Source organism: Polaribacter sp. R77954, from assembly GCF_044595335.1.
GTDB lineage: Bacteria > Bacteroidota > Bacteroidia > Flavobacteriales > Flavobacteriaceae > Polaribacter.
Genome location: NZ_CP138992.1, coordinates 4,045,089 through 4,070,266 on the forward strand (window position 1 = coordinate 4,045,089; position 25,178 = coordinate 4,070,266).

Here is a 25,178-nt window from a genome sequence, read left to right on the forward strand (position 1 = left end):
TTAGAGGTATTTTTTTATTTTATCAACTAAATCATCTGGCGTAAATGGTTTAAAAATAAAATCGTTCATTCCAGATTCTTTAATTTGATCTTTAACTTCAACAAAAACGTTTGCAGATAAAGCTAAAATAGGGGTTTTGGTATCAAATTTTCTAATTTCAGATGTAGATATATAGCCATCCATTACAGGCATTTGAATGTCCATTAATATAAGGTCAAAAGTGTTGTCTTTGCATTTATTCAGAGCCATCAAACCATTATTAGCCTCTTCTACGATTAGTTTTTCTTTTTCTAGAATTTGTTTGCCAACCATTATATTAATCAAGTTGTCATCTACTAATAATACCTTTTTATTACTAATATTAGTTGCCGTTTTTTCTAAGGATGTACTAATTTTTTCTTCATTAGTTTTTTGAAGGGTTAAAGTAAAAGAAAAAGTACTCCCTTTGCCTAATTTACTTGTAATTTTAACTTTAGTATTCATCAATTCCAGAATACTTTTTACAATAGGTAAACCTAAACCTGTACCTCCATAAATTCGTTTTTTGGTGTTAGAAGCTTGCTCAAAAGCTTTCCAAATAGTAAGTTGTTTTTCTTTCGGAATCCCAATTCCTGTATCTTTTACAGCAAAATGAAGTTTTACTGTTTTTAGAGTTTCTTTTTGTTTTTTTACAGATAATTTTATAACACCATTGTCTGTAAATTTGATTGCATTTGCAATTAAATTATTAATAACTTGATTAAAACGAACAACGTCTAGTTGTACTAAAGGTAAAGCTTTATCAATGCTAACCTCTAAAATGTTGTTATTTCTTTTACAAGCATTTTCATGTACTTTTTGTATTTGTTTAACGGTATCTGCAATGTTGGTAGGTATGGTATCTAATTCAATTTTGCTAGATTGCATTTTGCTAAAATCTAATACATTGTTTAAAAGGTTTAAAAGTGTTTTACCAGAGTAATTTAAAGCGTCAATATTTTCCATTTGGTCTTTTCTTGGGTGATTATTAGCAAGAATATGAGATAGACCAATAACAGCGTTTAAAGGGGTTCTAATTTCATGGCTCATAGTACTTAAAAACTTTGATTTTGCAATGGAAGCTTCAAGTGCTTTTTCTTTTTTTAGATGAATTTTTTTATAATATTTTACACCTAAAACAGAAAAATAATAAAGATGAACACTAACTACACTAAATGTACATATAATTGAAATGGGATAGATATAGGTTTCAGCAATTGAAACAGCAATTGGAATTTTGGTGAATAATTTAAAATCTGTTAGGGCTAAGATAATCCATAATAAACCTGAAAGACCCGAAAATAAATACACATATAATTTTTCTCTTTTAAAAGAAAAAACAGAAAAAGGTAGTGCTAAAGAGTAAACAAACATATACTCTACACTACCAAATTTGCCCATAAATGACGCTGTTGAAACAATACCTAGATTTAAAAGGATAAAAAATAATATTCTAGATAGGTAAATATTTCCTTTTTTAGAAATATATGCACAATATAGGTAAAGGAAAATTGTAATAAAATGATAGATAGATAACCCATATAATCTTAAAGAAAAACTGGTTACAAAAAAAATAAAAGCTAGCCCAGCAGTTAGTATACTTATTGTATACATTAATTTGTAAATTCTTTGAGAAGAGCTTTTCTTAATTTTATCTCTTGGCATATTTTTAAGTTCAAAACACCCCAAAAAAATAAATCTATTATAGGGGGATAGATGTTTATTTTTAATCTGCTACAAAAAAGTAGTCACTACTAAAGCAAGCAAAGTAATAAATATAATTCATTTATTAACATATGTTTACATTTTATTTAACATTAAAAAGCAAAAAACTCCTGAAATTCAGGAGTTTTTTGCTTTTTAATGAGGTATTATTATTTTACATCCATTAATTCTACGTCAAAAATTAATGTTGCATTTGGCGGAATTACACCTCCTGCACCAGCAGAGCCATAGGCTAAGTTAGAAGGAATTACAAAACGAGCTTTATCACCCACTTTTAATAATTGAATACCTTCATCCCAACCAGATATTACTTGGCCTACACCAACATTAAAATCTATAGGTTGTTTTCTTTTGTACGATGAATCAAAAACGGTACCATCTAACAATTGCCCTTTGTAATGCACAGAAACTTTAGCACCTTTTGTGGCTTGTTTTCCATCACCTTTTTGTAAAACTTTATAACGCAAACCACTTTTAGTTTCATCATATCCAGCTGCAACTTCGTCTAATAATGCTGCTTGCTTAGCTTTTGCTTCTGCTTCGCGTTTTTCTCTTGCGCCTTCAAAAGTTCTAAATGCTTCAACAGCATTAAATTTTTCTGCTACTTCACCAACTCTTATAATTTCTACTGACATTTCATCACCTTGAGCAACAGTATCTACAATATCTTGCCCTTCAATAACAGATCCAAAAACGGTATGTTTACCATCTAACCATGGAGTAGGAACGTGGGTAATGTAAAATTGACTACCATTTGTAGCAGGTCCAGAATTAGCCATAGCTAATTTACCAGGAGCATCATGTTTTAAATCTGGGTGAAATTCATCATCAAACTTGTAGCCAGGATTTCCAGTTCCAGTTCCTTGTGGGCAACCACCTTGTATCATAAAATCCGGAATTACTCTGTGGAATTTTAGTCCATCATAATAAGGAGTTCCTTGTGGTTTTGCTGAATTTTCTAGATTACCTTCTGCAAGTGCAACAAAGTTTCCTACAGTTCCAGAGGCTTTTTCGTGTTCTAATTTTACTAAAATATCACCTTTAGGTGTTTTGAATTTTGCGTAAATTCCGTTGTTCATTATATTTAATTTAATTATTTCTATGAATTCTGATAGGAATCAGAAAAGTGTTATTTTTTTGCGTTTAATATGGATAGACTGTATGTAAAACCTATATTTAAATTTGTAGAGTTTACATTTCCATAAGGTGTTGAAGCTTTACCAGCAGCAATATTAAATTTTAAATTATCGTTTATATGGTAATTAATACCCACATTTGGTCTAACCAAAACTCCTTCTCCAGTATCAACACCAGCACCTCCAGCAACACCTCCTAAAAGTTCAATAAAGGTAGAAACTCTATTGTTAAAAAATGGATTACTACGAATACCTAAACCAAAAATTCCGTGAGCATAACCACCAGATTTACCTTCATAAGCAAATGAGGCTTCACCCACAAAATAGAAAAGTTTGTTTAAATCGTATAGAATTTTTAGAGCTATCATTTGTAAATCTACATTTGGGCCAGCATCTTTTGCAACATCAAAGTAGGTTTGATTTTGAACTCCAATTCCAATTCCACGTGTTTTAATTTTTGATGAAGTTTTTCCTGTAAAAGGATCTTTAATTCCACCACTTAAACCATAATATTTTAAACTAAAACCAGCAGTATAGGCTTCAAAAGTTCCTCCAATTGCTCTATGATATCCTCCATGAACGCTTACACCTAAGTGATTTGATAATCGTACATCAAATCCTGCATTAGGATACATTGTTAAACCACCTTCAGGATAAATTCTACCACCAGCAGCACCAATACCCATTTTTGCAAAAAAGTTGATGCGTTTTGTTTCTATAAAGTTTTTACCAACACCAAAAAATAAATCCATAAAACCCGATACTAATCCAGCGTACATAGCATCTGCATGTACATAAACAAATGTGTCTGGGGTTAAATATCGTTGATATTCGAAACCTAATATTGATAATGTTTCTCGTAAAGGTCTATATTGTGGATCTGTTGTAGCATCTGCTCTAGACATTCCTATAGGAAAAAAATAATCAAATGTTAGCTGTTGCACACTTTTTACGGCAGGTTTTTTCCAAAAATCGTCTGTTAAATTGTCATCAACAACAAATGTTTTCTGTGCGTTTTTGTACGAACTTTTTCTTACTAAAGTAGGAATTTCTATAAAAAATGAGATGTTATCATTCTTCTGAATTCCTGTAAAAAAATTCATATATCCATATTGAATTCCAAAAGAATATCCATTTGTTTTGTATTGTAAACCGGCATTAGGATAAATAATTCCTCCACCATTTACTAAGCTTCTAAATCCACCACCTCCACCAAAATGAACATTAGCATCCAAATATAAATGCTTGTAAACTTTTTTATTTACTCCTAAATTGATTCCTAGTGTAAACAAACCTCCTTGATCTCCAGTTATGGCAGTATGAAAACCAGCGCCAGTGTACAGCCAATCATTTAAAGCAAAATTATAATTTAAACCAATAAATCCCATTGTTGGGTCTAATTGATATGGAACCTCACCAAAAGGCTGGTGAATTAAAATATAATTTAAACGAATTGAATTATGCAATTCTTTGCCCTCTAAATCATTTAAAGTAAATTCTTGGGCAAAGCTTTTTAAGCTTAAAAATATAATTAACAAGAAAAATACTTTTTTCATAGGTTTATTTTTTAAACTCGCTTGTAAAATGTAATTTTACTGAAGGATATTTACTTTGTGTCATTTGAATTGTAAAAGCAGAGTCTGCTAAAAAAACCAATTGCCCTTGTTTGTCTTTGGCCAAATAACGTTGTTTTACTCTTTTAAATTCTTTAAACTCTTCATTTTTAGGGTCTTCTGGTTCTACCCAACACGCTTTATGTACACTCAAATTTTCGTAATTACATTTTGCACCATATTCATGTTCTAAACGATATTGAATAACTTCAAATTGTAAAGCACCAACTGTACCAATTACTCTTCGTCCGTTCATTTCTATGATAAACAATTGTGCAACACCTTCATCCATCAATTGATCTAAACCTTTGTAAAGCTGCTTAGATTTCATTGGGTCTGCATTATTCACATACCTAAAATGTTCTGGAGAAAAACTTGGAATACCTCTAAAATTTAAATCTTCACCTTCGGTTAATGTATCTCCTATTTTAAAGTTTCCTGTATCATGTAAACCTACAATATCGCCTGGAAAAGATTCGTCAACAATTTCTTTTTTCTCGGCAAAAAAGGCATTTGGACTAGAGAATTTTACTTTTTTACCATTTCTAACATGTAAATAAGGTGAATTTCTTTTAAAAGTACCAGAAACTACTTTTATAAAAGCCAATCTATCTCTGTGTTTAGGATCCATATTTGCGTGGATTTTAAACACAAAACCTGTCATTTTTTTTTCTTTAGAATCTACTAACCTTTCTTCTGCTTTTTTAGGTTGAGGTGAAGGTGCAATTTCAATAAAAGCATCTAAGAGTTCTTTAACTCCGAAATTATTTAAAGCAGAACCAAAAAATACAGGTTGTAATTCACCTTTTAAATATTCTCCTTGATTAAAATCAGGGTAAACTTCGCTAATTAATTCTATTTCTTCTCGTAAAGTTTCAGCTGCAGTTTCTCCCACTGCTTTGTCTAAATTTGGGTTAGATAAATCATCAAACTCTATACCTTCTGAAATAGTAGTTTTTTTATCGCCCGAAAAAAGATTTAATTTCTTTTCCCAAATGTTATAAATTCCTTTAAAGTCGTAACCCATTCCAATAGGGAAACTCATAGGGGTTACACGTAAACCTAATTTTTGCTCAACTTCATCTAATAAATCAAAAGCATCTTTACCTTCTCTATCCAATTTATTGATAAAAACCAACATGGGTATGCTTCGCATTCTACAAACTTCAACCAATTTTTCGGTTTGTGGTTCTACACCTTTAGCAACGTCAATAACTACAATAACACTATCTACAGCAGTTAAAGTTCTAAAAGTATCTTCAGCAAAATCTTTATGCCCAGGGGTATCTAAAATGTTTATTTTTTTATTTTGATAGATAAAAGCCAAAACAGAAGTAGCAACAGAAATTCCTCTTTGGCGTTCAATTTCCATAAAATCGGATGTAGCTCCTTTCTTAATCTTATTATTTTTTACGGCACCAGCTTCTTGTATGGCTCCACCAAATAATAATAATTTTTCTGTTAATGTAGTTTTACCAGCATCTGGATGCGAAATGATACCAAATGTTCTTCTACGTGCTATTTCTTCTAAAAAACTCATTTACAAATTTTGAGGTGCAAAGATACGTTTTAGAATGGCAATTATCAATCTAAAATTTCAATCGTCATTTGTATGTCGTTTACGGGCCATTCATCAACCCCAACTTTTACTTTAGAAATTTTATCCATGGTGTCAAAACCTGCAATAACCTCACCAAAAACAGTATGTTCGTTATTTAAATGATGAGCACCTTTTTTGCTATGCACCATATAGAATTCGAAAGGACTAGATAATTTATCAGGATTGTTTTCCCATTGTCTGGCAGCAGCTAATGCTCCATATTTGTGTTTTCTGTGTTTTCTAAACTCAGGTTTCATTAAATAATTTCCGTATTTTCTTCGCTGTTTTTGCGTATACATATTATCTGAGTTACCACCCTGAATCACAAAGTTTTTGGCAACTCTATAAATAACAGTGGTATTAAAGTATTTTATTTTAGTAAGAAAAATAAAATTTGCTCTGTGTATAGGAACATCTTCATAAAGCCTTAATTTAATGTTACCAAATTTTGTTTTTATAATAACTTTAGTTTCTGGGTTTTGTTTGCCATACTCTGTTAAAAAAGCTTCTGTATTTTTACTATTTAAACTATCCCAAGGTTTGGTGATTTTTTCTTCTTTCTTTTTTTTAAGTGATGATTTATTTTTAGTTACTTTTTTGTTACTACGTTCTTTTTTCTGGCTGTCACACTTATAAAATAAGAATAAGATTACTAAGAAAAATGCTCGAAACAAAAATTTCATAAAGATCAATTTAAAGACTCCAAATATAAATCATCAAAATAAAAGAATAGAAAATCGTGATGGTTTTATAACAAATTTAAGTTTTAAAGCTTTTTGATTGCTATATATTTGCAATTATGGAAGAATTGGTAGTTTTAGTTGATGAAAAGGATAAGAAAATTGGCTTAATGCCTAAAATGGAAGCGCATGAAAAAGCGCTTTTACATAGGGCATTTTCGGTTTTTATTTTTAATAAAAATGGTGAATTAATGTTGCAACAAAGAGCAGCACATAAATATCATTCTCCTTTATTGTGGACCAATACCTGTTGTTCTCATCAAAGAGATGGAGAGAGTAATATAGAAGCTGGCAGAAGAAGGTTACAAGAAGAAATGGGTTTTACAACAGATTTAAAAGAAGTATTTTCTTTTATCTACAAAGCACCTTTTGATAATGGCCTAACAGAGCACGAATTGGACCATGTAATGATTGGTTTTTTTGATGATGTGCCTAATATTAACAAAGATGAAGTTGAAGCTTATAAATGGATGTCTCTAGAAAATGTTAAAGATGATATTGAGCAAAACCCACAAGAATACACAGAATGGTTTAAGATAATTTTTAATGAATCTTACGAAAAATTAACCAATGCCTAAAGTTACTGTTCATAGAAAAGCGCATTTTAATGCAGCACACAGATTATATAGAAAAGATTGGTCGGATGAAAAAAATTTCGAAGTTTTTAATAAGTGTAGTAATCCGAATTTTCATGGTCATAATTACGAGTTAATTGTTTCTTTAACAGGAGAAATTAATAAAGATACAGGCTATGTTTATGATTTAGGAATTTTAAAAGATTTGATAAAAGTGGAAATTGAAAATGCTTTTGATCATAAAAATTTAAATATCGAAGTAGCAGAATTTCAAGATTTAAACCCAACAGCAGAAAATATATGCGTAATTACGTACAATAAACTGAGAAAGCATTTACCAAAAGAATTAGATTTAAAAATTACATTATACGAAACACCAAGAAATTTTGTGAGTTATTCTGGTGATTAATGTGTTATGTTGCTATCTGCTTTTTTTATGGAGTGTTTTTACATAATTTAAGTATCCGTAATTATAATATGAAAAACCATTAAAATTAAGGTGGTTTTTTAAAGAAATATCATTTTTTTCTAATTCTGTAAAAAACTTAATTTCAGCTTCATGCAGTTTGTGATCTTTAAACCATTTACCCATAAAATTCATTTCTGACGAGTACAAAATACTGATATCTATCTCAGAATTTATATCAGCTAAAAGGTTCAATCTTTCCTTTATATAAATAAAGTTTCTGTTTGGGTCTTTTACATAATCATGAATCAATAAACGATCTACATGTTTGCTAATTTTTTCAACTTCATTAATATTAAAATTACCAATATACGCCTCTATCTCAATATTCTTATCCAGTTCTTCTGCTAAAGATTTCATTACAAATAAAGATTGTATAAAGTATTTAAACGAGTTTTTTCTATTACAAGGTAATTGTACCTTTTTAAGGTAGTTGTTGCAATAATAACCGTTTTCTAAAGATTCTTTTTCGTTCCAATATTCATATTCTAAATTATACACGTTAAACCGTTCTAATTTATTTTTTCGAGATAAATTAAAAGGATGAATCGCCTTTAAAAAAAAGTTACTGCTTTCACCAGAGGCACTAATTTTTTTAATGCCAAATTCTACTTTAGCTTTTTTTATAAAATTAGCGAGTAAATGATTTTTACTAACATCACCTAAATGAAATCTTTTGTTAACTTTATGTAAATCGTAAAGAATAAGTGTGTTTATTTGATGATTTTTAGAAAATTCTAAAAGCTCATTTTCTAAAGTTTTTGAACCAAGTATGGTTGCAAAATTATCTACGTAAAGGGCTCTATTTTCATATTCTTTTTGGCTAAAACAAAAAGAGATTGACATTATAAAGAGAAAAAAACTGAAAAGCTGTTGGTGAAATTTCATTGTAAAATTCAAATATTTCTAGAGCGATTCAAATATAAACAATTCTTAAAAGATTTAAGATCGAATAATAGTACATATCAAATATGTAAGTATTCTTTTTGTGCTGGCTAGTATTTTGGTTTTATACCAGTTCTTCTTAATTTCCTAAAACCAATAGACTTTTTAAGGTCTGAATATTTAAAATATGTAAATTCAGTAAAATGGATATTTTTGTATTTTGATATATAATTTTCAAATTCTTTTTCTGTTTTTTCTAAAGAATTATATTTTAAATGACCGGACATAAAAAAGGGTTCAGAAGAAAGAATAATTGAAACTTCTTTAATACATTTACAATTGGATAGAATTTTCAACTCTTTTTTAATTTCTTTAGAACTCAACTCCACATTACTGGCATAAGCGCTAATTCTATATTTAATATTATATTTTTTTAGCGCTAAAATTTGTTTTTTATCAAAATTTGCTAAATATACTTCTATGCCTAGTGGATAATTAGTTTCTTTTCTTATAAAATCAAGAACACTTATGGTTTCTTTAAAATAGTTAAAACTTCCTTCTGAAGTACAAGGAATCTTGTTTTTTCTTAGGTAGTTTTCACAATAATATCCTCCAAGATCAGAATTTGTTTTATGCCAGAATTCATACTCTATGTTGTAAGAATTAAACCTTTCAATATCATCTTTTCTTGTTTCATTATAAACATGCAAATAGTTTAAAAAAATTTCGCTGTTTTCACCAGAAGCAACCACTTTTTTAACATTGTATTTGGTTTTTGCAAGAGTTATAAAATCTGAAAGAATACTTATTTTTTTATAGTTATTCATTGGTAGTCTCTTTCTTACCAAATGTAACTCATATAAAATAAGCGTAGTAAATCCATTATCTTGAGCAAAATAAAGTAATTTATCTTCTTTATCATTATTCCCTAAAATTGAATTAAAGTTATCAACATACAAAGCACGTTGTGCAGAAAGAGCACTACAAATCAATAATAATAAAAGAAATAAAAAAGTTTTTTGATATTTTTTAGTCATTAGAATGGGGGATGTACTCAAATATACTAAAAAAATATCAGATTAGAGTCATATAACTCTCTAGAAAATAGATGATATTTTTTAAAAATACTAAGTTATAATCACAATTAGAACCTTTAAAGCATATCTGATTAAAATTTTATATTTCAATATAGTGGTCTAAGGAATTGCTTCTTGTATTAAATCTATTGTAAAGAATAATCGTGTAAATAGATATTCTTATTTTTAATTTCTTGTGTAGGAAAAATAATTCACTGATTTTTCTAAAAAAGAATAAGTGTGGTAGCTAAAACCATCTAAATTTATAGATTTTTTTAGTTGATAATTATTAGCATTCATCGCTTTAAAAAAATCTTGTTCTGCATGGTCTAAACTATTTGATTTAAACCAATAGCCCATTTGATTCATACGAGTTGCATATAAAATAGAGGTTTTAACATTACTCTTAATTTTAGTAATAAGCGATAAACTTTTTTTGGCAAAATTATAAGATAATTTTGGGGTTTTACCAGAAGTTTGAATAATTAATCTATCGCAATAATTTACTATAGTAGAAATTTCTTTTTGAGAATAATATCCTAAATAGGCTTCTATTTTTATAGTATGAAAGTTGTTTTGAGATAATTTTTTAAGCTCTTTTAAGTTATTTATAAAATAATTAAAAGACCCATTTCTATCACAAGTTTTAGCATTTTCTTCTAAATAATTTACACAATAATAACCATTTGGTCCTGATGCTTTTTTAGACCAGTATTCATACTCTAAGTTATAAATATCAAACTTTTCTTCGGCTTTATTTCTGGTATTATTGTAAGGATCAATTACATCTCTAAAAAATGAAGCTGATTCGCCAGAAGCACCAACGCTTTTAATACTAAACTTTGTTTTTGCTTTATCAATAAATTCAGCCAAAACACTATTTTTTCTAGGATCTGTTAAATTCCAGATTTTATCAACTTTATTTAATTGATATAAAATTAGCGTTTTAAAATTATTTCGTTTTGCAAAAAGGAGTAATTTGTCTTCTTTGCTTGGGCTGCCAATAATATTTATAAAATTATCTACAAACAAAGTTCTTTGTTTGCAAAAAATAGTTGTAGCTGATAATAAGCAGAAAAAAAGGATATAAGATGCTCTCAATATAAATTAAAATTAATAATAAAATAGTTGAGGAACCGTTTTGTAAAACTAACAAAAACTTTTTAGAGTATATATAGTTCACAAAAAATAATTTTAAGTTCTAAATTTCTAGGCATTGTATCATATTATTTCACTTTATTTTCTGTTGTCAATACCTGTTTTGTGGAATACTTAATTGTAAATTATTGGTTTTCAGAATATACAATGTAGTAATGTGTTTTCTTTTTTAAGCACCTTGTTATTTCTAAGTTAATGCTTTTAATATTAAATTTGTATATTCAATCAATATTCGCCGAAAAAGCTTTTAATAGAAACTAATTTATGAAAATAATAGCTATGATTCCTGCACGTTATAGTGCTTCACGTTTTCCTGGGAAATTAATGAAAGATTTAGCTGGAAAACCTGTTATTTTAAGGACTTACGAAGCTGCCTTGCATACCAATTTATTTGATGATGTTTATGTAGTTACAGATTCTGATATTATTTTTAAGTCGATACAAAATGCAGGTGGTAAAGCGATAATGAGCAAAAAAGAACACGAATGTGGTTCTGATAGAATTGCTGAAGCCGTTGAAAACTTAGCTGTAGATATTGTTATTAATGTACAAGGAGACGAACCTTTTATTGACGCTGTATCCTTATCAAAATTAATTGATGTTTTCAAAAAAGACAGTACAAAAGAAATAGATTTAGCTTCTTTAAAAGTTGAAATTACGGATATGGAAGATATCAAAAACCCTAATAATGTAAAGGTAATTACAGACGTTAATAATTTAGCCATTTACTTTTCAAGAAGTGTAATTCCGTATCATAGAGATACAAATATCAAGGTAAAGTATTACAAGCATAAAGGTGTTTATGCCTTTAGAAAACAAGCTTTATTAGACTTTTACAATACTCCAATTACACCTTTAGAAGCTGCAGAAAAAATAGAAGCCATTAGATATCAAGAGATTGGAAAAAAAATTAAAATGGTAGAAACTTCTGTTGAAGCTGTTGGTATTGATACACCTGAAGATTTAGAAAAAGCCAAAAACTATTTAAAAAATGTTGAATAATATTAAGGTAATTGCTTTTGATGCAGATGATACACTTTGGGTGAATGAAACTTATTTTAGAGAGGCAGAACATCAATTTGCAAAACTGTTATCTAAATACGAAACAGAAAATAAAATAGATCAAGAGCTTTTTAAAAAAGAAATAGAAAATCTGCGATTGTATGGTTATGGCATTAAAGGTTTTGTGCTTTCTATGATAGAATCTGCGCTTGAGCTCTCTAATTATCAAATTCCTCAAAAAAGTATTGAGGCTATTTTAGATATTGGTAAAGATATGTTAGAAAAGCCAATTGAGTTGTTAGATGGAGTAGAAGAGGTTTTGCAAGCCTTACAAAATAAATTTAAGTTGATTGTTGCAACTAAAGGAGATCTTTTAGATCAAGAGCGAAAGCTAGAAAAATCGAATTTATCAAAGTATTTTCATCATATTGAGGTAATGAGTGATAAAAAAGTAAAAGATTATCAAAAACTAATTCAGCATTTAGATATTGAACCTTCTCAGCTGTTAATGATTGGTAACTCTTTAAAATCAGATGTTTTACCTTTAATTAAAGTGGGGGCTACTGCTGTTCATGTACCTTTTCATACTACCTGGGCACATGAAGAAGTTTCTATAGATGAGTTTTCTAAAAAAGCGTATTACACCTTAGCAAATATAAAAGATGTTTTACAGTTGGTCTGAATAAAAAAAACTAAATTTGCACCTAATTAAAGATACGATTTATGGCAAGTATAAAGAATTTAAAAAAAGATATCAATTACGTATTAGGTGATGTTATTGAGTATACTTTAGATGTTTCAATTTTAAAAAATGAACCTAAGCAAGGAGAAGCTATTGTAGATGAAGCTATTGAAACCTTTGATAGTTTAATTGCAAAGGTGAATGCAAAAAATATCGAAAACAAAAAAGCACATTATAAAGCAATAAATGCTGAATTAGAAACTGAGGCTAAAGCTTTAGTAGAAAAAGTAAATAGTTTGTAAATTTAACAAATTATAAACAAAATTTTATGACCAACATTAATAGTTAATGTTGGTTTTTTTTATATTTTTAACATACTAAAATATATAATTGTACGTTTTGTTTAATATAAATCTTTAAATTAAAATGGCTAGAGCAATGTTTGAATACACGAAAACCGTGTTACAAAAAGTGAGTTTCAATTCTGAGTTGTTTTGTAAAGAGTTAGAAAAAGCAATGAGTAGATTGTTACCTTATGAAATAGACGAACTGGTAATTTGGTTAAAACAATTTACCGCAAATAAACCAGAATTATACTCTTGTATGAATCTTGTAAAATGATAAAAAGGAAGCAATTTTGCTTCCTTTTATCATTTTAATCCTTAGGATTTGGCTCTTTTCTTTTATACTTCCGCATTAATTTTCTTCCAAATTCCATCTCTGCAATCTGTAGTTTTATAATCAGCTTGTAAGGTATTACGTTTGTAATTTTTTCTATAAATTTCTTGTGTGATGTATATAATTCTTTATCGGTTTGTAACTTTAAATCAATTAATTTTTTTGCGGCATTTTCTGTTATACTATCTATTGCTTCTTTTTTTATTGTTTTTCTTAGCGTAGATTTATAGTGGCCTCTAATAGCATTTTGTTCTTGGTTATAAGCATTATAAACAGGCCAAAATTTTTCAGCTTCAGCGCTCGTTAAGTTTAACTGTTCTGTTAAATAGGCAATTTTTAATGCTTTAATTTTTTCCCAGCTTTCTTTTCCTCTTTGCGATTGTATAGAGTGTGTAAAAAACAGTATAATACAGGTAAAAGAGATGATTTTTTTCATGATATAATTTTAATTTAATTCATTTAATAGTGAAGTATTGTCTATTGAGTTAATGTAATCTTCAATACTTTCATCATTAATATTAGCAAAAGTAAATGCGTTTTCATCTAAAATTTCATCTTCTAGAATAGTTATTATTTCGCTTGTGCTTACCGTATTTTCGTCTAACCAATATTCTATTTCAGAATCTGAAATAGCATCAAAATTCAGCTCTTTGTTTGTGTTAAAAACAAAAGTATTTAAGCTGATAAATAATGCAATAGAAGCTGCAGCTGCATAAGGTATAGCTTTACGCAAGCGCTCTTTAAAAGAAATAACTTTGGTTGTTTTTTGGTTAAAATTAATATTTTTAAAAACTTCATGCTCTACATTACTAAAGTAATCTTCAGGAACTTTAAAAGCATTGGTTTTATCTAGTTTATCTTCACTTATTTTTGCTGTTATTTCATTTTCTATGGTATCAAAATAATCTGTAGGCAGCTTAAAATACGGTTTTTTGCCTACCTTGTTTTTTATAAAATCTTCACTATGTTTTATGTCGTTTTCCATTGTTAGTTAGACCTTTAAAAAACTAAAAGGTTTAATCTGTTTGAGTTTTTATATAGTTTTCAATTTTTTTAACGGCATGAAAATACGATGCTTTTAATGCGCCAACAGAGGTTTCTAAAATTTCAGAGATTTCGTCGTATTTTAGTTCATCAAAATATTTCATATTAAAAACCAATCGTTGTTTTTCTGGCAATGTGGCAATTGCTTTTTGTAAGATAACCTGAATTTCATCACCTGAAAAAAACACATCACTCTCTAAGGTGCTTGCTAATTGTTGATGATAATCAGAAATATCTACATTTAGTTCTTTTGCTCTTTTATTAATGAAAGAGATGGATTCGTTTGTAGCAATTCTATACATCCAAGAATACAATTTACTTTGCTCGTTAAATTTTTCTATATTTTTAAAAATTTTTACAAAGGTGTTTTGTAGCACATCATCAGCATCATCATGTACAATTACAATTTTACGAATATGCCAATACAAACGCTCTTTGTACTGACTAATCAATACTTTAAAAGCTTTTTCTCTTGTTTTCGGGTTTTTTAAGTTTTGTACTAATGTAATTTCGGCTGTCAAAAAAAACAATGTTTTTTATTAGACAATAAAATATTAAAAAGGTTTAAACCACTAGAGCGTTTATTTGGGTAAAATAGTTGCAAAGATTATTTCTTTGCTCTAGATCTAGAGTAGCCAAACAAACGTTTTTGCTTAATGGTTTCTGCAATACCTTCTGGCAACATTTCTTCCCAACCTTCTTCACCAAGGCGAATCATTTTAAGAACTGTTCTTGAAAAAATATCTAAAATACCTTTATCAAAGTCAGTAATATCTAATAATTTACCATTGTTTTTAAAGAATTTATACAATTCTTTCATTCTTGGGTGAACTTTTAGGTTTTTACTATCTATATATTCACCAGATTCTTGGTCATGATAAGGGTACATATATACTTTTAAATCTCTGTAGAATAATTTACCAAAGGCTTCTAAAATACCACCACTTAAATCGCGATAATATTTTTCATCAAAAATTTGAATTAAATTATATACACCCATTGCTAAAGCCATTCTTTCTTTGGTAAATTCGCTAAAGTATTCTACCAATTTAAAATATTGTTGGAAACTTGTAATCATTACATTTTGTCCTAAAGAACACAATAATTCTGCCCTGTCTAAAAAGTCTCTCTCATTAATTTTGCCTTCGGCAGATAAGTTACTTAGGGTAATTTCAAAAATAATTTGAGTCTTACTTTCTTCTACTTTGTTTTCTTTTAAAAACATTTTTTTGGATTGTTCAAACATATCCATATTAACTTTAGTCACAGGTCTAAAGCTGCCTCTTAAGGCTAAAATATTTTTCTTGTAAAGTACTTGAGCAGGCAATAAATTATTTCCATCAGGTCCAAACATCACTGCATTGGTCATTCCGTTTTTTAGTAGTTGTAAACTCATCAAACGATTATCTACATACATAAAACGAGGTCCTGAGAAATTAATCATATCAATTTCTAATTGATGATTTCCTAAATTATGGTAAAAAGATTTTACCAATTCTTTAGGATTGTCATTTAAGTAAAACGCCCCATAAATTAAATTTACACCTAATATACCCAAGGTTTCTTGCTGTAAACGAGCATCTGTTTCTTTAAAACGAAGGTGTAAAACAATTTCGTTATAATCTTCTAAAGGATCTAATTGAAAACGAATGCCCACCCAACCATGACCTTTAAATTTTCTTGCAAAATCAATAGTTGTTACCGTATTTGCGTAACTAAAGAATAATTTATCAGGGTGTTTGTGTCTACTCAATCGATCTTCCATTAAATCAATTTCGTGTCCTAACATTTTCTTTAAACGGGGCTGAGTAACATAACGTCTGTCATCTTCAATACCATAAATGGCATCAGAAAAATCTTTATCATAGGCACTCATAGCTTTTGCAATAGTTCCAGAAGCAGCTCCAGATCTAAAAAAATTACGAGCCGTTTCTTGCCCAGCTCCAATTTCGGCAAACGTTCCGTAAATGTCTGTGTTTAAATTTATTCTAAGCGCTTTATTTTTTGTAGTAGGTACACTACTAATTTCTTGATCTCCCTTTAAAGAAATAGCCATATTAGGTTTTTTATGTAGATAACAAATGTACTAAATAAGTAGGCTACCAGTCAATTTTTATATTATTTTTGTTGAGATGAAAAAAGATAAAAAACTGTTAAATATCACTTTTTTAGGCACAGGTACATCTCAGGGTATTCCAATGATTGCAAGTAACGACCCTGTATGTTTATCAACAGATCCTAAAGATAAACGTTTGCGTTCCTCTATTTTAATTTCTTGGGACGATGTTTCTTACACAGTAGATTGTGGTTTAGATTTTAGGCAACAAATGCTAAGAGAAAATGTACAATCTTTAAATGGTGTTTTTTTTACACATCAACACGCAGATCATATAGGTGGTTTAGATGATTTAAGAGCTTTTTGCTACAAAATTGGAGAGATGCCTATTTTTTTAAATGAAATAACTTTAAAAAGTTTAGAAAGGCGGTTTGAATATATTTTTGACCCAGCATATAAATACCCAGGTTCTCCAACATTACAACCGCATATTATACATAAAGATGCTTTTGAGGTTTCTGGCTTAGAGGTAATTCCTATTGAAGTTTTTCATGGTAAATTGCCTATTACAGCCTATCGTTTTCAAGATTTTGCCTACCTAACAGACATTAAATATATTGAGGATTCTGAAAAAGAGAAGTTAAAAAATTTAGAGGTTTTGGTTGTAGATGCTTTACGAATTGCACCACATCCTACACATTTTAGTTTACAAGATGCCTTAAATTTTGTAGAAGAAATACAACCTAAAAAAGCGTATTTTACACACATAAGTCATAAACTAGGTTTTCATAAAGAAACTTCAAAAATACTCCCTAAAAATGTTTTTTTAGCTTATGATGGACTTAAACTTACCTTGTAGGTTTTAATAATTTGTTTTTTAGTGTATATTTGTCTGTGTTGCTAGTGTTTATCATGCTTTCAATATTAAAAAAAATTAAACTAAAATTTAACCCCGATTAACAACGCTCATGTCAAATAATCCAGAAACAAACAAAGAAACAACTGCTAATGACCAAGTAGACAGCAGAATTGCAGCAGTAAGAGATTTAATTTTTGGAGAAAATATTCAGCAATACAACTCAGAGTTTGCAGATGTTTACAATAAAATAGAGTCGCTAAAAAATAGCACAAATAAAAATTTAACTGAAGCTGTTACCAATTTAGAAAATAAGTTGGCTGATTTAGAAAGCTTAGTAGATCATAAGTTTCAAGACTTAAATGACGATTTAGATAAGCGTTTAGCAGATTTAGATGATGAAAAAGCAGACAGAAGAAAACTTGGTAAAGCTTTAGAAAAAATAGCCCTGATGTTGCAGGAATAAATGGAAAACTCGACTCTAGATAATAAGATAGATAATCGATTTGAGTTACTAAAAGAACTTTTATTAGAAGATGATAGAAAAAATTTAAATCTTTTAAAAAAAGAGATTCTTGAATATGAAAAATTCAAGCAAGAAGTTTCTCCTTTAATTGACGAGAAAATTGAAGATTTAAAAACTAATTTTCCTGAATATTTTGGTGATACTATTACAAAAACCATAAAAGTTCAAATAAGAGATTCACAAGATGAGGTTGTAGAAGCACTTTACCCAATTATTGGTAGATTGATTAAAAAATTTATTGTTGCAGAAATAAGCAAATTAACAGAGTCCATTAACCAAACAATTAATGAGAAGTTTTCTATTTCTCAAATTATTAAACGTTTATTTAAAGGTAAAAGAACAGATGCAGATGATGTTTTACAAGAAGTTTTTGAACCTATTATTGAAGAAATTTTTGTGATCGAAAAAGATTCAGGATTGCTAAAAGGAAGTTTTTCTAGAGGTAATATTGCAGATAAAGACATGGTATCTGGTATGTTAACAGCTATTAAATCTTTTGCAGAAGATGCCTTTTCTAAAGAAAATCAAGATTTAGAAGATATTAAATTTGAAAATTTTCAATTGTCTATTCAAAATTTTAAAACTATTTACATAGCAACAGCAACTTCGGGTGTTATTAACATTAATTTTAAAGAACAATTGTATGATTACACCAATAATCTGGCAGAAATAGTATTAAAGGATAGAAGTTTTTTAGAAGACCAAGAACGCTTAAATACATTAATCTTTAATACATTTGTAGAACAACAATAGCTGTGTCAATTATATTTTATGATAGCGAAAAAAGTTTTACTAGTAGGTAATTTTGGTGTTGGAAAAACTTCGCTTATTAGAAGGTTTGTATTAAATGAGTTTTCAGAAGATTATATTAGTACAATAGGCGTTAGGGTTAGTACCAAAATTATAGACCTAAATTCAGAAAAAATTAAATTATTAATTTGGGATGTTGCAGGTACAAATGCAGACGAAAAAGTACCTAAAGCCTACTTTTTAGGAGCCAGTGCAGCAATGTATGTTTTTGATGTAACTAGAGAAGATACTTACTTAAATTTAGAGCAACAGTTAAACACTGTTAAAGATTTGTCTGGTTTAAAAAACATTACCATTGTTGGTAACAAAAAAGATTTACTATCTCAAACAGAATTACAAACGTTAAAAGAAAAAATTGCTATACCTATAGACCTTATTACAAGTGCTAAAGAAAACGAGAATGTAGAAGATGCTTTTATTATTTTGGCTAAACAATCACTAAACTAAAACTTTTGATATCCCCAAAAATTGAAAATGTTTTTATAGAACTCCAAGTTAATACAGAAGGAGTCATAAACAAAATTGTTGCAGGTAAATTTGCAACAAAAGAGTTTGCTGTAAATACTTGTATTTATAATAGTTGCCCATATCTTTTTGGTACTTTAGAAGCATTACCTTACAAAGAAAATTATTTAATTGAGGGAATGATTATCAGTTCTGATAATGAAGAGTATAATGTGGATATGGAATTGTATAAAGATCAAGAAGCCATTACCATTTTAATTCATAATAGAACTCATATTTATAAAACCATAACAAAACTCAATCAAAATAGAAACGATTTATTTTTTCTAAAAAAAGAAATTGCAGAAAAAAATAAGCAATTAGATGTTCTAAGAAAAGAATCAGATAAAGCTAACGAAGAAAAATCTAGATTTTTAGCGATGATGAGTCACGAAGTTAGAAACCCTTTAAATACTATTTTGGGATATACAGAATTGATTTCTAAAGAAAAGCTGAGTAATAAAGTTAGTGAATATGTTGGTTATTTAACTCTTGCAGGAAAAAACTTAAAAGTTATAGTTGATGATATTTTAGATTTATCAAGAATAGAAGCTGGCAAGCTAGAGTTAGCATCTGAAGAAATAAATATTAATGAAATCTTAAAAAGTACATTTTTAAATTATAAAATTCAAAATAAAAATAATTTGGTTGCTTTAGAGTTTTCTGCATCACAAAAAATACCTAAAGTACTCTTAGGCGATGGAGTAAGAATTACCCAAGTAATTGCCAATTTAATGAGCAATGCATTAAAATTTACCAAAAAAGGTAAAGTAACTTTGCTCTCAGAAATGCTAACAGAAAACCAAACTACAACAGAAATTCGAATTAGTATTAGTGATACTGGTAGAGGAATGACTGATGAGCAAACTGTAAAAATATTTGAAGAATATAGTCAAACAAAACTAAATGATAATCGTATTCATGGAGGTGCAGGTTTAGGATTATCTATCGTAAAAAGATTAGTAAGTGCTATGAATGGCTCTATTTCTGTTGATAGTGTTTTACAAAAAGGGACCACGTTTTCTATTGATATTCCTTTTCAAAAAGTGGTAAAAGTTGCAGATCATAAAATGCTTAAAAATGATATTTTATCAACTAAAACTTTAAAAGGAAAACGCGTTTTATTAGCAGATGATGATTTGTTGAATCAAAAAATTACAGGCTACTTCTTAAAAAAAGAGAATTCAATTTTAACTTTAGTAAAAGATGGTTTAGATGCGTTAGATGCATTAAACAATCATGATTTTGATATTGTAATCTTAGATATTCACATGCCAGGATTAACAGGTGAAGAATTAATTGAAAAGAAACCAAACTTAGCTAAAAACACAACAACCTCTTTTTTAGCATTAACAGGTAATGCTACTGCAGAATATAGAGAAGAATATATGAAGATAGGCTTTGATGAGGTTATTTTTAAACCATACAGACCTGCTGAATTAATAGATACAATACTAAATTGTTTGTAAGTTTTTAAATGATATAAAGCCTATAAAATTATTGGAAAAAAATGGACAAATTTGATGTTGTAATTGTTGGTGGAGGTACAGCTGGTTTACTTTTAGCTAGAGAACTCAGCAAACAAAAACATAAAGTGTTAATTTTAGATAGAAAGAAAAATTTACTAGAATTTTCTTTTAATACTTTAGGAAGCTTTTTAAACTTAGAACAATTTGGATTATCTCATAATGTTGTTGCACAAGATATTGATACCATTGTATTGCACTCTAAAAGAGTAAAACGAAGCATAAAATCAGACCTATATATTCTTGATAAAAAACAAGTACATGTAGAAATTCTAGAGGGTATTGACAATAATTATGCAACCATAAAAACAGGTATTAATATTAAAGAAATTCAAACTGATGTAAAGGGCAATTTTATAGCTGTAGTAGATCAAAAAAATGAAAAATATACAGGTAAACTATTCGTAGATGCTTCAGGTACAAATGGTATTCTCAGTAAAAAGGTAGGTTTGATTCCAAAAAAAACTCAACTTGCAACAGGTGTGGAATATAACGTAAGATATTTGGGAAACCACTCTAAAATGTACCTTTTAATTGGTAAAGTATATCAAGGTGGTTATGGTTGGATTTTTCCTTTAAAAAATCAAAGAGCTATTATTGGTTTTGGTACTTTTGATGAAAAAATAGTTAAAGATTTAAAAAATAGATTACATAAAATTTTAGAATTACCACAAATTAAAAAGCTGGTACTAAAAGATAATGATAAAGTAGAGGGTGGAAGCATACCAATAACACCTGTTTTAGAAAAGTTTATTTGTAATAATTTGGTTTGTGTTGGCGATTGTGTTTCGCAAGTAAACCCTATTGTAGGAGAAGGTTATAAATTTATTTTTGAAGCAGCAATTATGGCAAGTAAAGCTATCGATTCTGCCTTAAAGAATGATAATTTAGATTTTTTAAAAAATTATGAAACCGATTGGAAAAATCGGTTTTTAGCCAATTACCAACGTTCAAAAAGAGCTCAAGAACGCTTTTTTAAATATTCTCAAAATAGTTTGTTGATGGATTATGTTTTATTGATTTCTAAATTGTATCCAGATGCCAGAGCAATTCGCTCTTTATCTGGTGAGTATGGTTTAGAAACTCATAATAAGTAGCATCTGTAAAAATAGAAGCTTGTTACTTTATAAAACCAGACCAATTAGTAAAGCGTATTTTTTCAACTTTTTCTATGGATAAATACCTATTTGACTCATAATTTTATAATTGGTCAAACGATAATGAACCCAAACCAATATCAAAAAAAAACTGATTAAAACAAAGTTCAAAATTTTCACAGGCTCTTAAAAGTGAAAATTCGTACTGAAATCCAGAGGTACTTTGTGTTTTAGACAGACATAGTAAATTAAAACTCCGATTTTTGAGTATACAGCTCGTTTTCGGGTTTTGATTTTATCTAAAATACAACTTATTTAACTGATAAACAAGTGTTTATTCACTTCTAAAAGTACTTAGAAAAACAACATTTATTTACACTATAAATCGTCTAAAGAGAAATCTCTAGACGATTTATATATTTTTGTGAATTTGTTTTACGTACTACTTTTTTCTTTAATTTCTATCAATAATATCACCAGAACCTACAGATTTCGAATCAATATTTGTTGGGTTTCCTTTGTAGTAAATGCTTCCAGAACCCACAACTTTTGCTTTAATTTTTTGGTTAACTGTAGTTCTAATACTACCAGAACCAGCAATAGTTGCACTTAGATTATCGGTTTTTAATTCATAAGCTTTTATACTACCAGAACCAGCAATAGAGCATGTAAAATCGTTAGAAATACCCGCTAATTTAATGTTTCCAGAACCTCCAATATTGGCAATTACTTCATTGGCATCAACAGCTAAACTAATATTACCAGAACCACCTAAAGAAGTTTTTAATTCGTCAGTTTTTAAAGTGCCTTGGCAAGAAATATTACCAGAACCGCCCAAAGAAATAGCATCAATATCTTTGTATGTTACAGTTACTGTTAATCTTTTTGTGGTTCTAATATTTGTGTTTTTTTTGTATTTTATTTTTAAAGTATTTCCCTGAACTTCGGTTTCTACATAAGGAATGATGTTTTCTTCTCCTTCAATTTTAATATTACCTTCTTTACCTTTTATAAGCACCACATCAAAAGAGCCACCAACACCAATTGCATCATATTCAGAAGTGGTTCTGTTCGTAGTAACCACGTTACCATTTCCTTTTATTTTTTTGCTGTTGCCCCACCAATCTTGTGCATTTACAGATAAACTTAAGCTAATTGTAAGCACTAAAAATGTAATTTTTTTAATCATAATTTTATTTTTTAAGTTATTTTTTTAGTAATTTTCTTTGATGGATACTCCACCATATTGCGATTTTATTTTAATTTTAGAATTGGTGTTTCCTCTACCAAATTTACCTTCGTAATTTTTTTTGTTGTTTTTTGAGATTTTTTTAGAAAATTCTACTTTATTATCATCATACCTAAAACCAGCATATTGTAAATCTAAAATAAAGTTAAAAACAGCATCTTCATCAACGCCAATTTTAATGCCAGCATATTGGCCATCAATCAAAACGTTTTCAAAATCTTTTGCCAATCTTTTTACAGAAATACTACCATAATCGGTTTCAATGTCTAAATTTTTATAAATTGTACCTAAGCGTATGCTTGCATAATCTGAATTGCCATTTATGTTTATAGCATCATCTATACTAATTGCTCCATAATCTGCGTTAAAAGAAATGTTTTCTGCTTTACCAATTTTAATGGTAGAGTAATCTTGGTTTACTTTTAAATTTTCAGATTCTTCGATCGTAATCTTAGAATAATCAACATTTATATCACCACTTTTTATAAAATCAATAGTAGATGACGAACAATAATCTAGGTTAATGGTGTTATTATTTGCAGTTAAATTGCCAACAATTATTTTACCATAATCGCAATTAATATTTGCAATGCCTGATAAATTGCCTAAATAAATACTGCCATAATCGTTATTTAAATCTACAGTATTGGTATTTGGTATTTTTACTTTGTAGTTAATTTTGTAGCTTAAATTGTTGTTTTTTTTCCAAAAAGACCAACTGTTTTGGTCTTTCTCTAAAATTGTTTTTGCAGACACATAATTTGCGGAATTTTCGAATTCAACATCAATACTTTCTAGTCGTTCTTCAATGTCGTTGATGTTATTCCCTTTTACAGTAATGGTTATTTCAAATTCTACTTTGTTTTTGTTCCAAGTTACAATATTTAAATCGCCATATTTATTACTTATAGCTATTTTGGCATCACTACTTACGTTGTATGCTTTAGTAATTTTTTTACTTTTTTCCTCTTTTTTGTCAACAACATTTGCAGATGATAAAAAAGGGATGAGCAAAAATAAGAGGGTAGTTTTATATATAAATTTCATTATTTAAAAGATTAGGGTTTTTGATGTGTTCTATTTGTAGTAAAACATTTTCTAAAATTTTGAGACGTTGCTGATAGTTTTGAATCATAGCGTTGATGACTTTTGTTTGATTTTCAGCAATATTTAGTTCTGTAATAAAAAAGTTATATTCTTCTTCCAATTCTTCTAAAGCATCTAAAGCTTCTTCAATAATGGTTTCAGTTTCTAAACTTCTATTTTTTTCAATATTTTTTAAACTAGTTTGTATTGTGGTTGCAAAATAGTTTTGCACTTCTTTCATTTTTGGTGAAACATCTGCTAATTCTATTTGTTGTTTTTGATGTAAACTGCCCAGCCAAAAACCGATTACCAATACAACAGAAGCTGCAACAGATAACCATTTCCAAGATGGCTTATGGTTATTTTTTTGTGGTTGATTTAGCTTTTTTTCAAAACGCTCTACATGACCAAAATGAGGTTCTTTAAAATCGAAATCATTTTCAGAAAAAAATTGATGTAATTTATCTTCCATACGCTTGTGTTTTTATGTTTTCTGCAAGTAACATTTGCTTTAATTTTTTCTTTGCTCTAGATACTGTAGTTCTTACATTTTCGTTGGTATAATTTAAAATTTGTGCAATTTCTTCATAATCATAGCCTTCTATTAAATTAAGCGTAAGTACCACTCTATAGTTCTCTTTTAAACTTTGTAAAGTTTGTAAAACCATTTTCGGGTTTAAACCAGCGTAATTTATAGCTTCATCTTCAATTTCATTAGTGGGTACAACCTCCATTTTTACCTCTTGGTAACGATTGTTTCTTTTTAATTGGGTTAAACTTTTGTTAATCACAATTCGTTTTAACCAAGCTCCAAATGCAACCTCACCTTTATAAGAATTTAATTTTGTAAAAGCGGTTAAAAAAGCTTCTTGCATTAAATCTTCTGCTTCAAAAGGATCTTTTAAAATACGATATGCTGAATTGTACATTGCCTTATAATAAGCATTGTAAATTTTCAGTTGCGCGTTTTTATCAGAAGATTTGCAGCGTTCTAAAAGGTTGGTTATATGTGGTTGATTAGCTTCCAATTAAAAACTTCTATGATAATGACAAAACTATCTTTTAGTTGT

At 28.7% G+C, this 25,178-nt stretch carries 28 protein-coding genes; 12 read left to right on the plus strand and 16 right to left on the minus strand.

Translation table 11 applies throughout. The features are described from left to right. From SJY27_RS17465 to SJY27_RS17485, 5 genes are all read right to left on the minus strand, one after another. Positions 1 to 1,419 carry a response regulator gene (locus SJY27_RS17465; protein ID WP_397446153.1) on the minus strand — a complete coding sequence of 473 codons (1,419 nt, stop codon included), beginning with the start codon at positions 1,417 to 1,419 and terminating at the stop codon, positions 1 to 3. 473 nt (positions 1,420 to 1,892) lie between these two features. Then, on the minus strand, positions 1,893 to 2,822 hold the full coding sequence (locus SJY27_RS17470; RefSeq protein WP_397446154.1) for a peptidylprolyl isomerase: 930 nt from the start codon (positions 2,820 to 2,822) through the stop codon (positions 1,893 to 1,895). Between the two features lie 50 nt (positions 2,823 to 2,872). Then, on the minus strand, positions 2,873 to 4,435 hold the full coding sequence (locus SJY27_RS17475) for a hypothetical protein (protein ID WP_397446155.1): 1,563 nt from the start codon (positions 4,433 to 4,435) through the stop codon (positions 2,873 to 2,875). A gap of 4 nt (positions 4,436 to 4,439) precedes the next feature. Beyond that, complete coding sequence (locus SJY27_RS17480; protein WP_397446156.1) at positions 4,440 to 6,032, minus strand: peptide chain release factor 3; 1,593 nt, start codon at positions 6,030 to 6,032, stop codon at positions 4,440 to 4,442. Positions 6,033 to 6,076: 44 nt separating this feature from the next. Further along, positions 6,077 to 6,775: a peptidylprolyl isomerase gene (locus tag SJY27_RS17485; RefSeq protein ID WP_397446157.1), complete on the minus strand. Its 699-nt coding sequence runs from the start codon at positions 6,773 to 6,775 to the stop codon at positions 6,077 to 6,079. Between the two features lie 116 nt (positions 6,776 to 6,891). Here SJY27_RS17485 and idi point away from each other — a divergent pair, with 116 nt between their 5' ends. Together idi and SJY27_RS17495 are read left to right on the plus strand one after the other, a co-directional pair. Beyond that, entirely contained in the window at positions 6,892 to 7,410 is a 519-nt protein-coding gene (idi, locus tag SJY27_RS17490; protein WP_397446158.1) for an isopentenyl-diphosphate Delta-isomerase, read from the plus strand. Further along, positions 7,403 to 7,816: a 6-pyruvoyl trahydropterin synthase family protein gene (locus SJY27_RS17495; RefSeq protein WP_397446159.1), complete on the plus strand. Its 414-nt coding sequence runs from the start codon at positions 7,403 to 7,405 to the stop codon at positions 7,814 to 7,816. Before idi ends, SJY27_RS17495 begins: the two co-directional genes overlap by 8 nt. Positions 7,817 to 7,828: 12 nt before the next feature. Here the strand turns inward: SJY27_RS17495 and SJY27_RS17500 are convergent, their stop codons facing one another. The 3 genes from SJY27_RS17500 to SJY27_RS17510 all read right to left on the minus strand — a co-directional run bounded on the left by SJY27_RS17500 (position 7,829) and on the right by SJY27_RS17510 (position 10,866). Next, positions 7,829 to 8,719 (minus strand): hypothetical protein, encoded by an 891-nt coding sequence (locus SJY27_RS17500; RefSeq protein WP_397446160.1) that lies wholly within the window; start codon positions 8,717 to 8,719, stop codon positions 7,829 to 7,831. A 149-nt stretch (positions 8,720 to 8,868) separates the two neighbouring features. Beyond that, entirely contained in the window at positions 8,869 to 9,795 is a 927-nt protein-coding gene (locus SJY27_RS17505; protein WP_397446161.1) for a hypothetical protein, read from the minus strand. Between the two features lie 225 nt (positions 9,796 to 10,020). Beyond that, the gene (locus SJY27_RS17510; RefSeq protein WP_397446162.1) at positions 10,021 to 10,866 is read right to left on the minus strand and encodes a hypothetical protein; all 846 of its coding nucleotides are present in this window, start codon (positions 10,864 to 10,866) and stop codon (positions 10,021 to 10,023) included. A gap of 390 nt (positions 10,867 to 11,256) precedes the next feature. Here SJY27_RS17510 and kdsB point away from each other — a divergent pair, with 390 nt between their 5' ends. From kdsB to SJY27_RS17530, 4 genes are all read left to right on the plus strand, one after another. Further along, positions 11,257 to 11,994, plus strand: coding sequence for a 3-deoxy-manno-octulosonate cytidylyltransferase (gene kdsB / locus SJY27_RS17515; RefSeq protein WP_397446163.1), 738 nt, complete (start codon positions 11,257 to 11,259; stop codon positions 11,992 to 11,994). Next, on the plus strand, positions 11,984 to 12,676 hold the full coding sequence (locus tag SJY27_RS17520) for an HAD family hydrolase (RefSeq protein ID WP_397446164.1): 693 nt from the start codon (positions 11,984 to 11,986) through the stop codon (positions 12,674 to 12,676). The genes kdsB and SJY27_RS17520 overlap by 11 nt, the downstream gene beginning before the upstream one ends. Before the next feature lie 41 nt (positions 12,677 to 12,717). Further along, the gene (locus SJY27_RS17525) at positions 12,718 to 12,978 is read left to right on the plus strand and encodes a hypothetical protein (RefSeq protein ID WP_397446165.1); all 261 of its coding nucleotides are present in this window, start codon (positions 12,718 to 12,720) and stop codon (positions 12,976 to 12,978) included. A 124-nt stretch (positions 12,979 to 13,102) separates the two neighbouring features. Further along, positions 13,103 to 13,297: a hypothetical protein gene (locus tag SJY27_RS17530; RefSeq protein ID WP_397446166.1), complete on the plus strand. Its 195-nt coding sequence runs from the start codon at positions 13,103 to 13,105 to the stop codon at positions 13,295 to 13,297. A 34-nt stretch (positions 13,298 to 13,331) separates the two neighbouring features. Here SJY27_RS17530 and SJY27_RS17535 read toward each other — a convergent pair whose 3' ends face one another. The 4 genes from SJY27_RS17535 to SJY27_RS17550 all read right to left on the minus strand — a co-directional run bounded on the left by SJY27_RS17535 (position 13,332) and on the right by SJY27_RS17550 (position 16,454). Further along, the gene (locus tag SJY27_RS17535) at positions 13,332 to 13,790 is read right to left on the minus strand and encodes a sensor of ECF-type sigma factor (RefSeq protein WP_397446167.1); all 459 of its coding nucleotides are present in this window, start codon (positions 13,788 to 13,790) and stop codon (positions 13,332 to 13,334) included. Between the two features lie 9 nt (positions 13,791 to 13,799). Next, positions 13,800 to 14,339, minus strand: a complete 540-nt coding sequence (locus tag SJY27_RS17540; protein ID WP_397446168.1) for a hypothetical protein — start codon at positions 14,337 to 14,339, stop codon at positions 13,800 to 13,802. A gap of 31 nt (positions 14,340 to 14,370) precedes the next feature. Beyond that, positions 14,371 to 14,919: an RNA polymerase sigma factor gene (locus tag SJY27_RS17545; protein ID WP_397446169.1), complete on the minus strand. Its 549-nt coding sequence runs from the start codon at positions 14,917 to 14,919 to the stop codon at positions 14,371 to 14,373. An 86-nt stretch (positions 14,920 to 15,005) separates the two neighbouring features. Further along, positions 15,006 to 16,454, minus strand: a complete 1,449-nt coding sequence (locus tag SJY27_RS17550) for a TonB-dependent receptor (protein ID WP_397446170.1) — start codon at positions 16,452 to 16,454, stop codon at positions 15,006 to 15,008. Positions 16,455 to 16,530: 76 nt separating this feature from the next. Between SJY27_RS17550 and SJY27_RS17555 the strand changes: the two genes are divergently transcribed. The 6 genes from SJY27_RS17555 to SJY27_RS17580 all read left to right on the plus strand — a co-directional run bounded on the left by SJY27_RS17555 (position 16,531) and on the right by SJY27_RS17580 (position 21,773). Beyond that, positions 16,531 to 17,313 (plus strand): MBL fold metallo-hydrolase, encoded by a 783-nt coding sequence (locus tag SJY27_RS17555; RefSeq protein WP_397446171.1) that lies wholly within the window; start codon positions 16,531 to 16,533, stop codon positions 17,311 to 17,313. Positions 17,314 to 17,422: 109 nt separating this feature from the next. Then, the gene (locus tag SJY27_RS17560) at positions 17,423 to 17,776 is read left to right on the plus strand and encodes a hypothetical protein (RefSeq protein ID WP_397446172.1); all 354 of its coding nucleotides are present in this window, start codon (positions 17,423 to 17,425) and stop codon (positions 17,774 to 17,776) included. Continuing rightward, positions 17,777 to 18,589 (plus strand): cell envelope biogenesis protein OmpA, encoded by an 813-nt coding sequence (locus SJY27_RS17565; protein WP_397446174.1) that lies wholly within the window; start codon positions 17,777 to 17,779, stop codon positions 18,587 to 18,589. A gap of 18 nt (positions 18,590 to 18,607) precedes the next feature. Continuing rightward, complete coding sequence (locus SJY27_RS17570; RefSeq protein WP_397446175.1) at positions 18,608 to 19,093, plus strand: Rab family GTPase; 486 nt, start codon at positions 18,608 to 18,610, stop codon at positions 19,091 to 19,093. A gap of 5 nt (positions 19,094 to 19,098) precedes the next feature. After that, positions 19,099 to 20,619: a hybrid sensor histidine kinase/response regulator gene (locus SJY27_RS17575; RefSeq protein WP_397446176.1), complete on the plus strand. Its 1,521-nt coding sequence runs from the start codon at positions 19,099 to 19,101 to the stop codon at positions 20,617 to 20,619. A gap of 41 nt (positions 20,620 to 20,660) precedes the next feature. Beyond that, positions 20,661 to 21,773, plus strand: a complete 1,113-nt coding sequence (locus tag SJY27_RS17580; RefSeq protein ID WP_397446177.1) for an FAD-dependent oxidoreductase — start codon at positions 20,661 to 20,663, stop codon at positions 21,771 to 21,773. 454 nt (positions 21,774 to 22,227) lie between these two features. Here the strand turns inward: SJY27_RS17580 and SJY27_RS17585 are convergent, their stop codons facing one another. The 4 genes from SJY27_RS17585 to SJY27_RS17600 are packed head-to-tail and all read right to left on the minus strand — an operon-like array spanning position 22,228 to position 25,136. After that, positions 22,228 to 22,962 carry a head GIN domain-containing protein gene (locus tag SJY27_RS17585; RefSeq protein WP_397446178.1) on the minus strand — a complete coding sequence of 245 codons (735 nt, stop codon included), beginning with the start codon at positions 22,960 to 22,962 and terminating at the stop codon, positions 22,228 to 22,230. Positions 22,963 to 22,986: 24 nt separating this feature from the next. Then, positions 22,987 to 24,069, minus strand: coding sequence for a hypothetical protein (locus SJY27_RS17590; protein ID WP_397446179.1), 1,083 nt, complete (start codon positions 24,067 to 24,069; stop codon positions 22,987 to 22,989). Further along, positions 24,053 to 24,580, minus strand: a complete 528-nt coding sequence (locus tag SJY27_RS17595; RefSeq protein ID WP_397446180.1) for a hypothetical protein — start codon at positions 24,578 to 24,580, stop codon at positions 24,053 to 24,055. Before SJY27_RS17595 ends, SJY27_RS17590 begins: the two co-directional genes overlap by 17 nt. Beyond that, positions 24,570 to 25,136, minus strand: a complete 567-nt coding sequence (locus tag SJY27_RS17600) for an RNA polymerase sigma factor (protein ID WP_397446181.1) — start codon at positions 25,134 to 25,136, stop codon at positions 24,570 to 24,572. Before SJY27_RS17600 ends, SJY27_RS17595 begins: the two co-directional genes overlap by 11 nt. Positions 25,137 to 25,178: the final 42 nt, after the last annotated feature.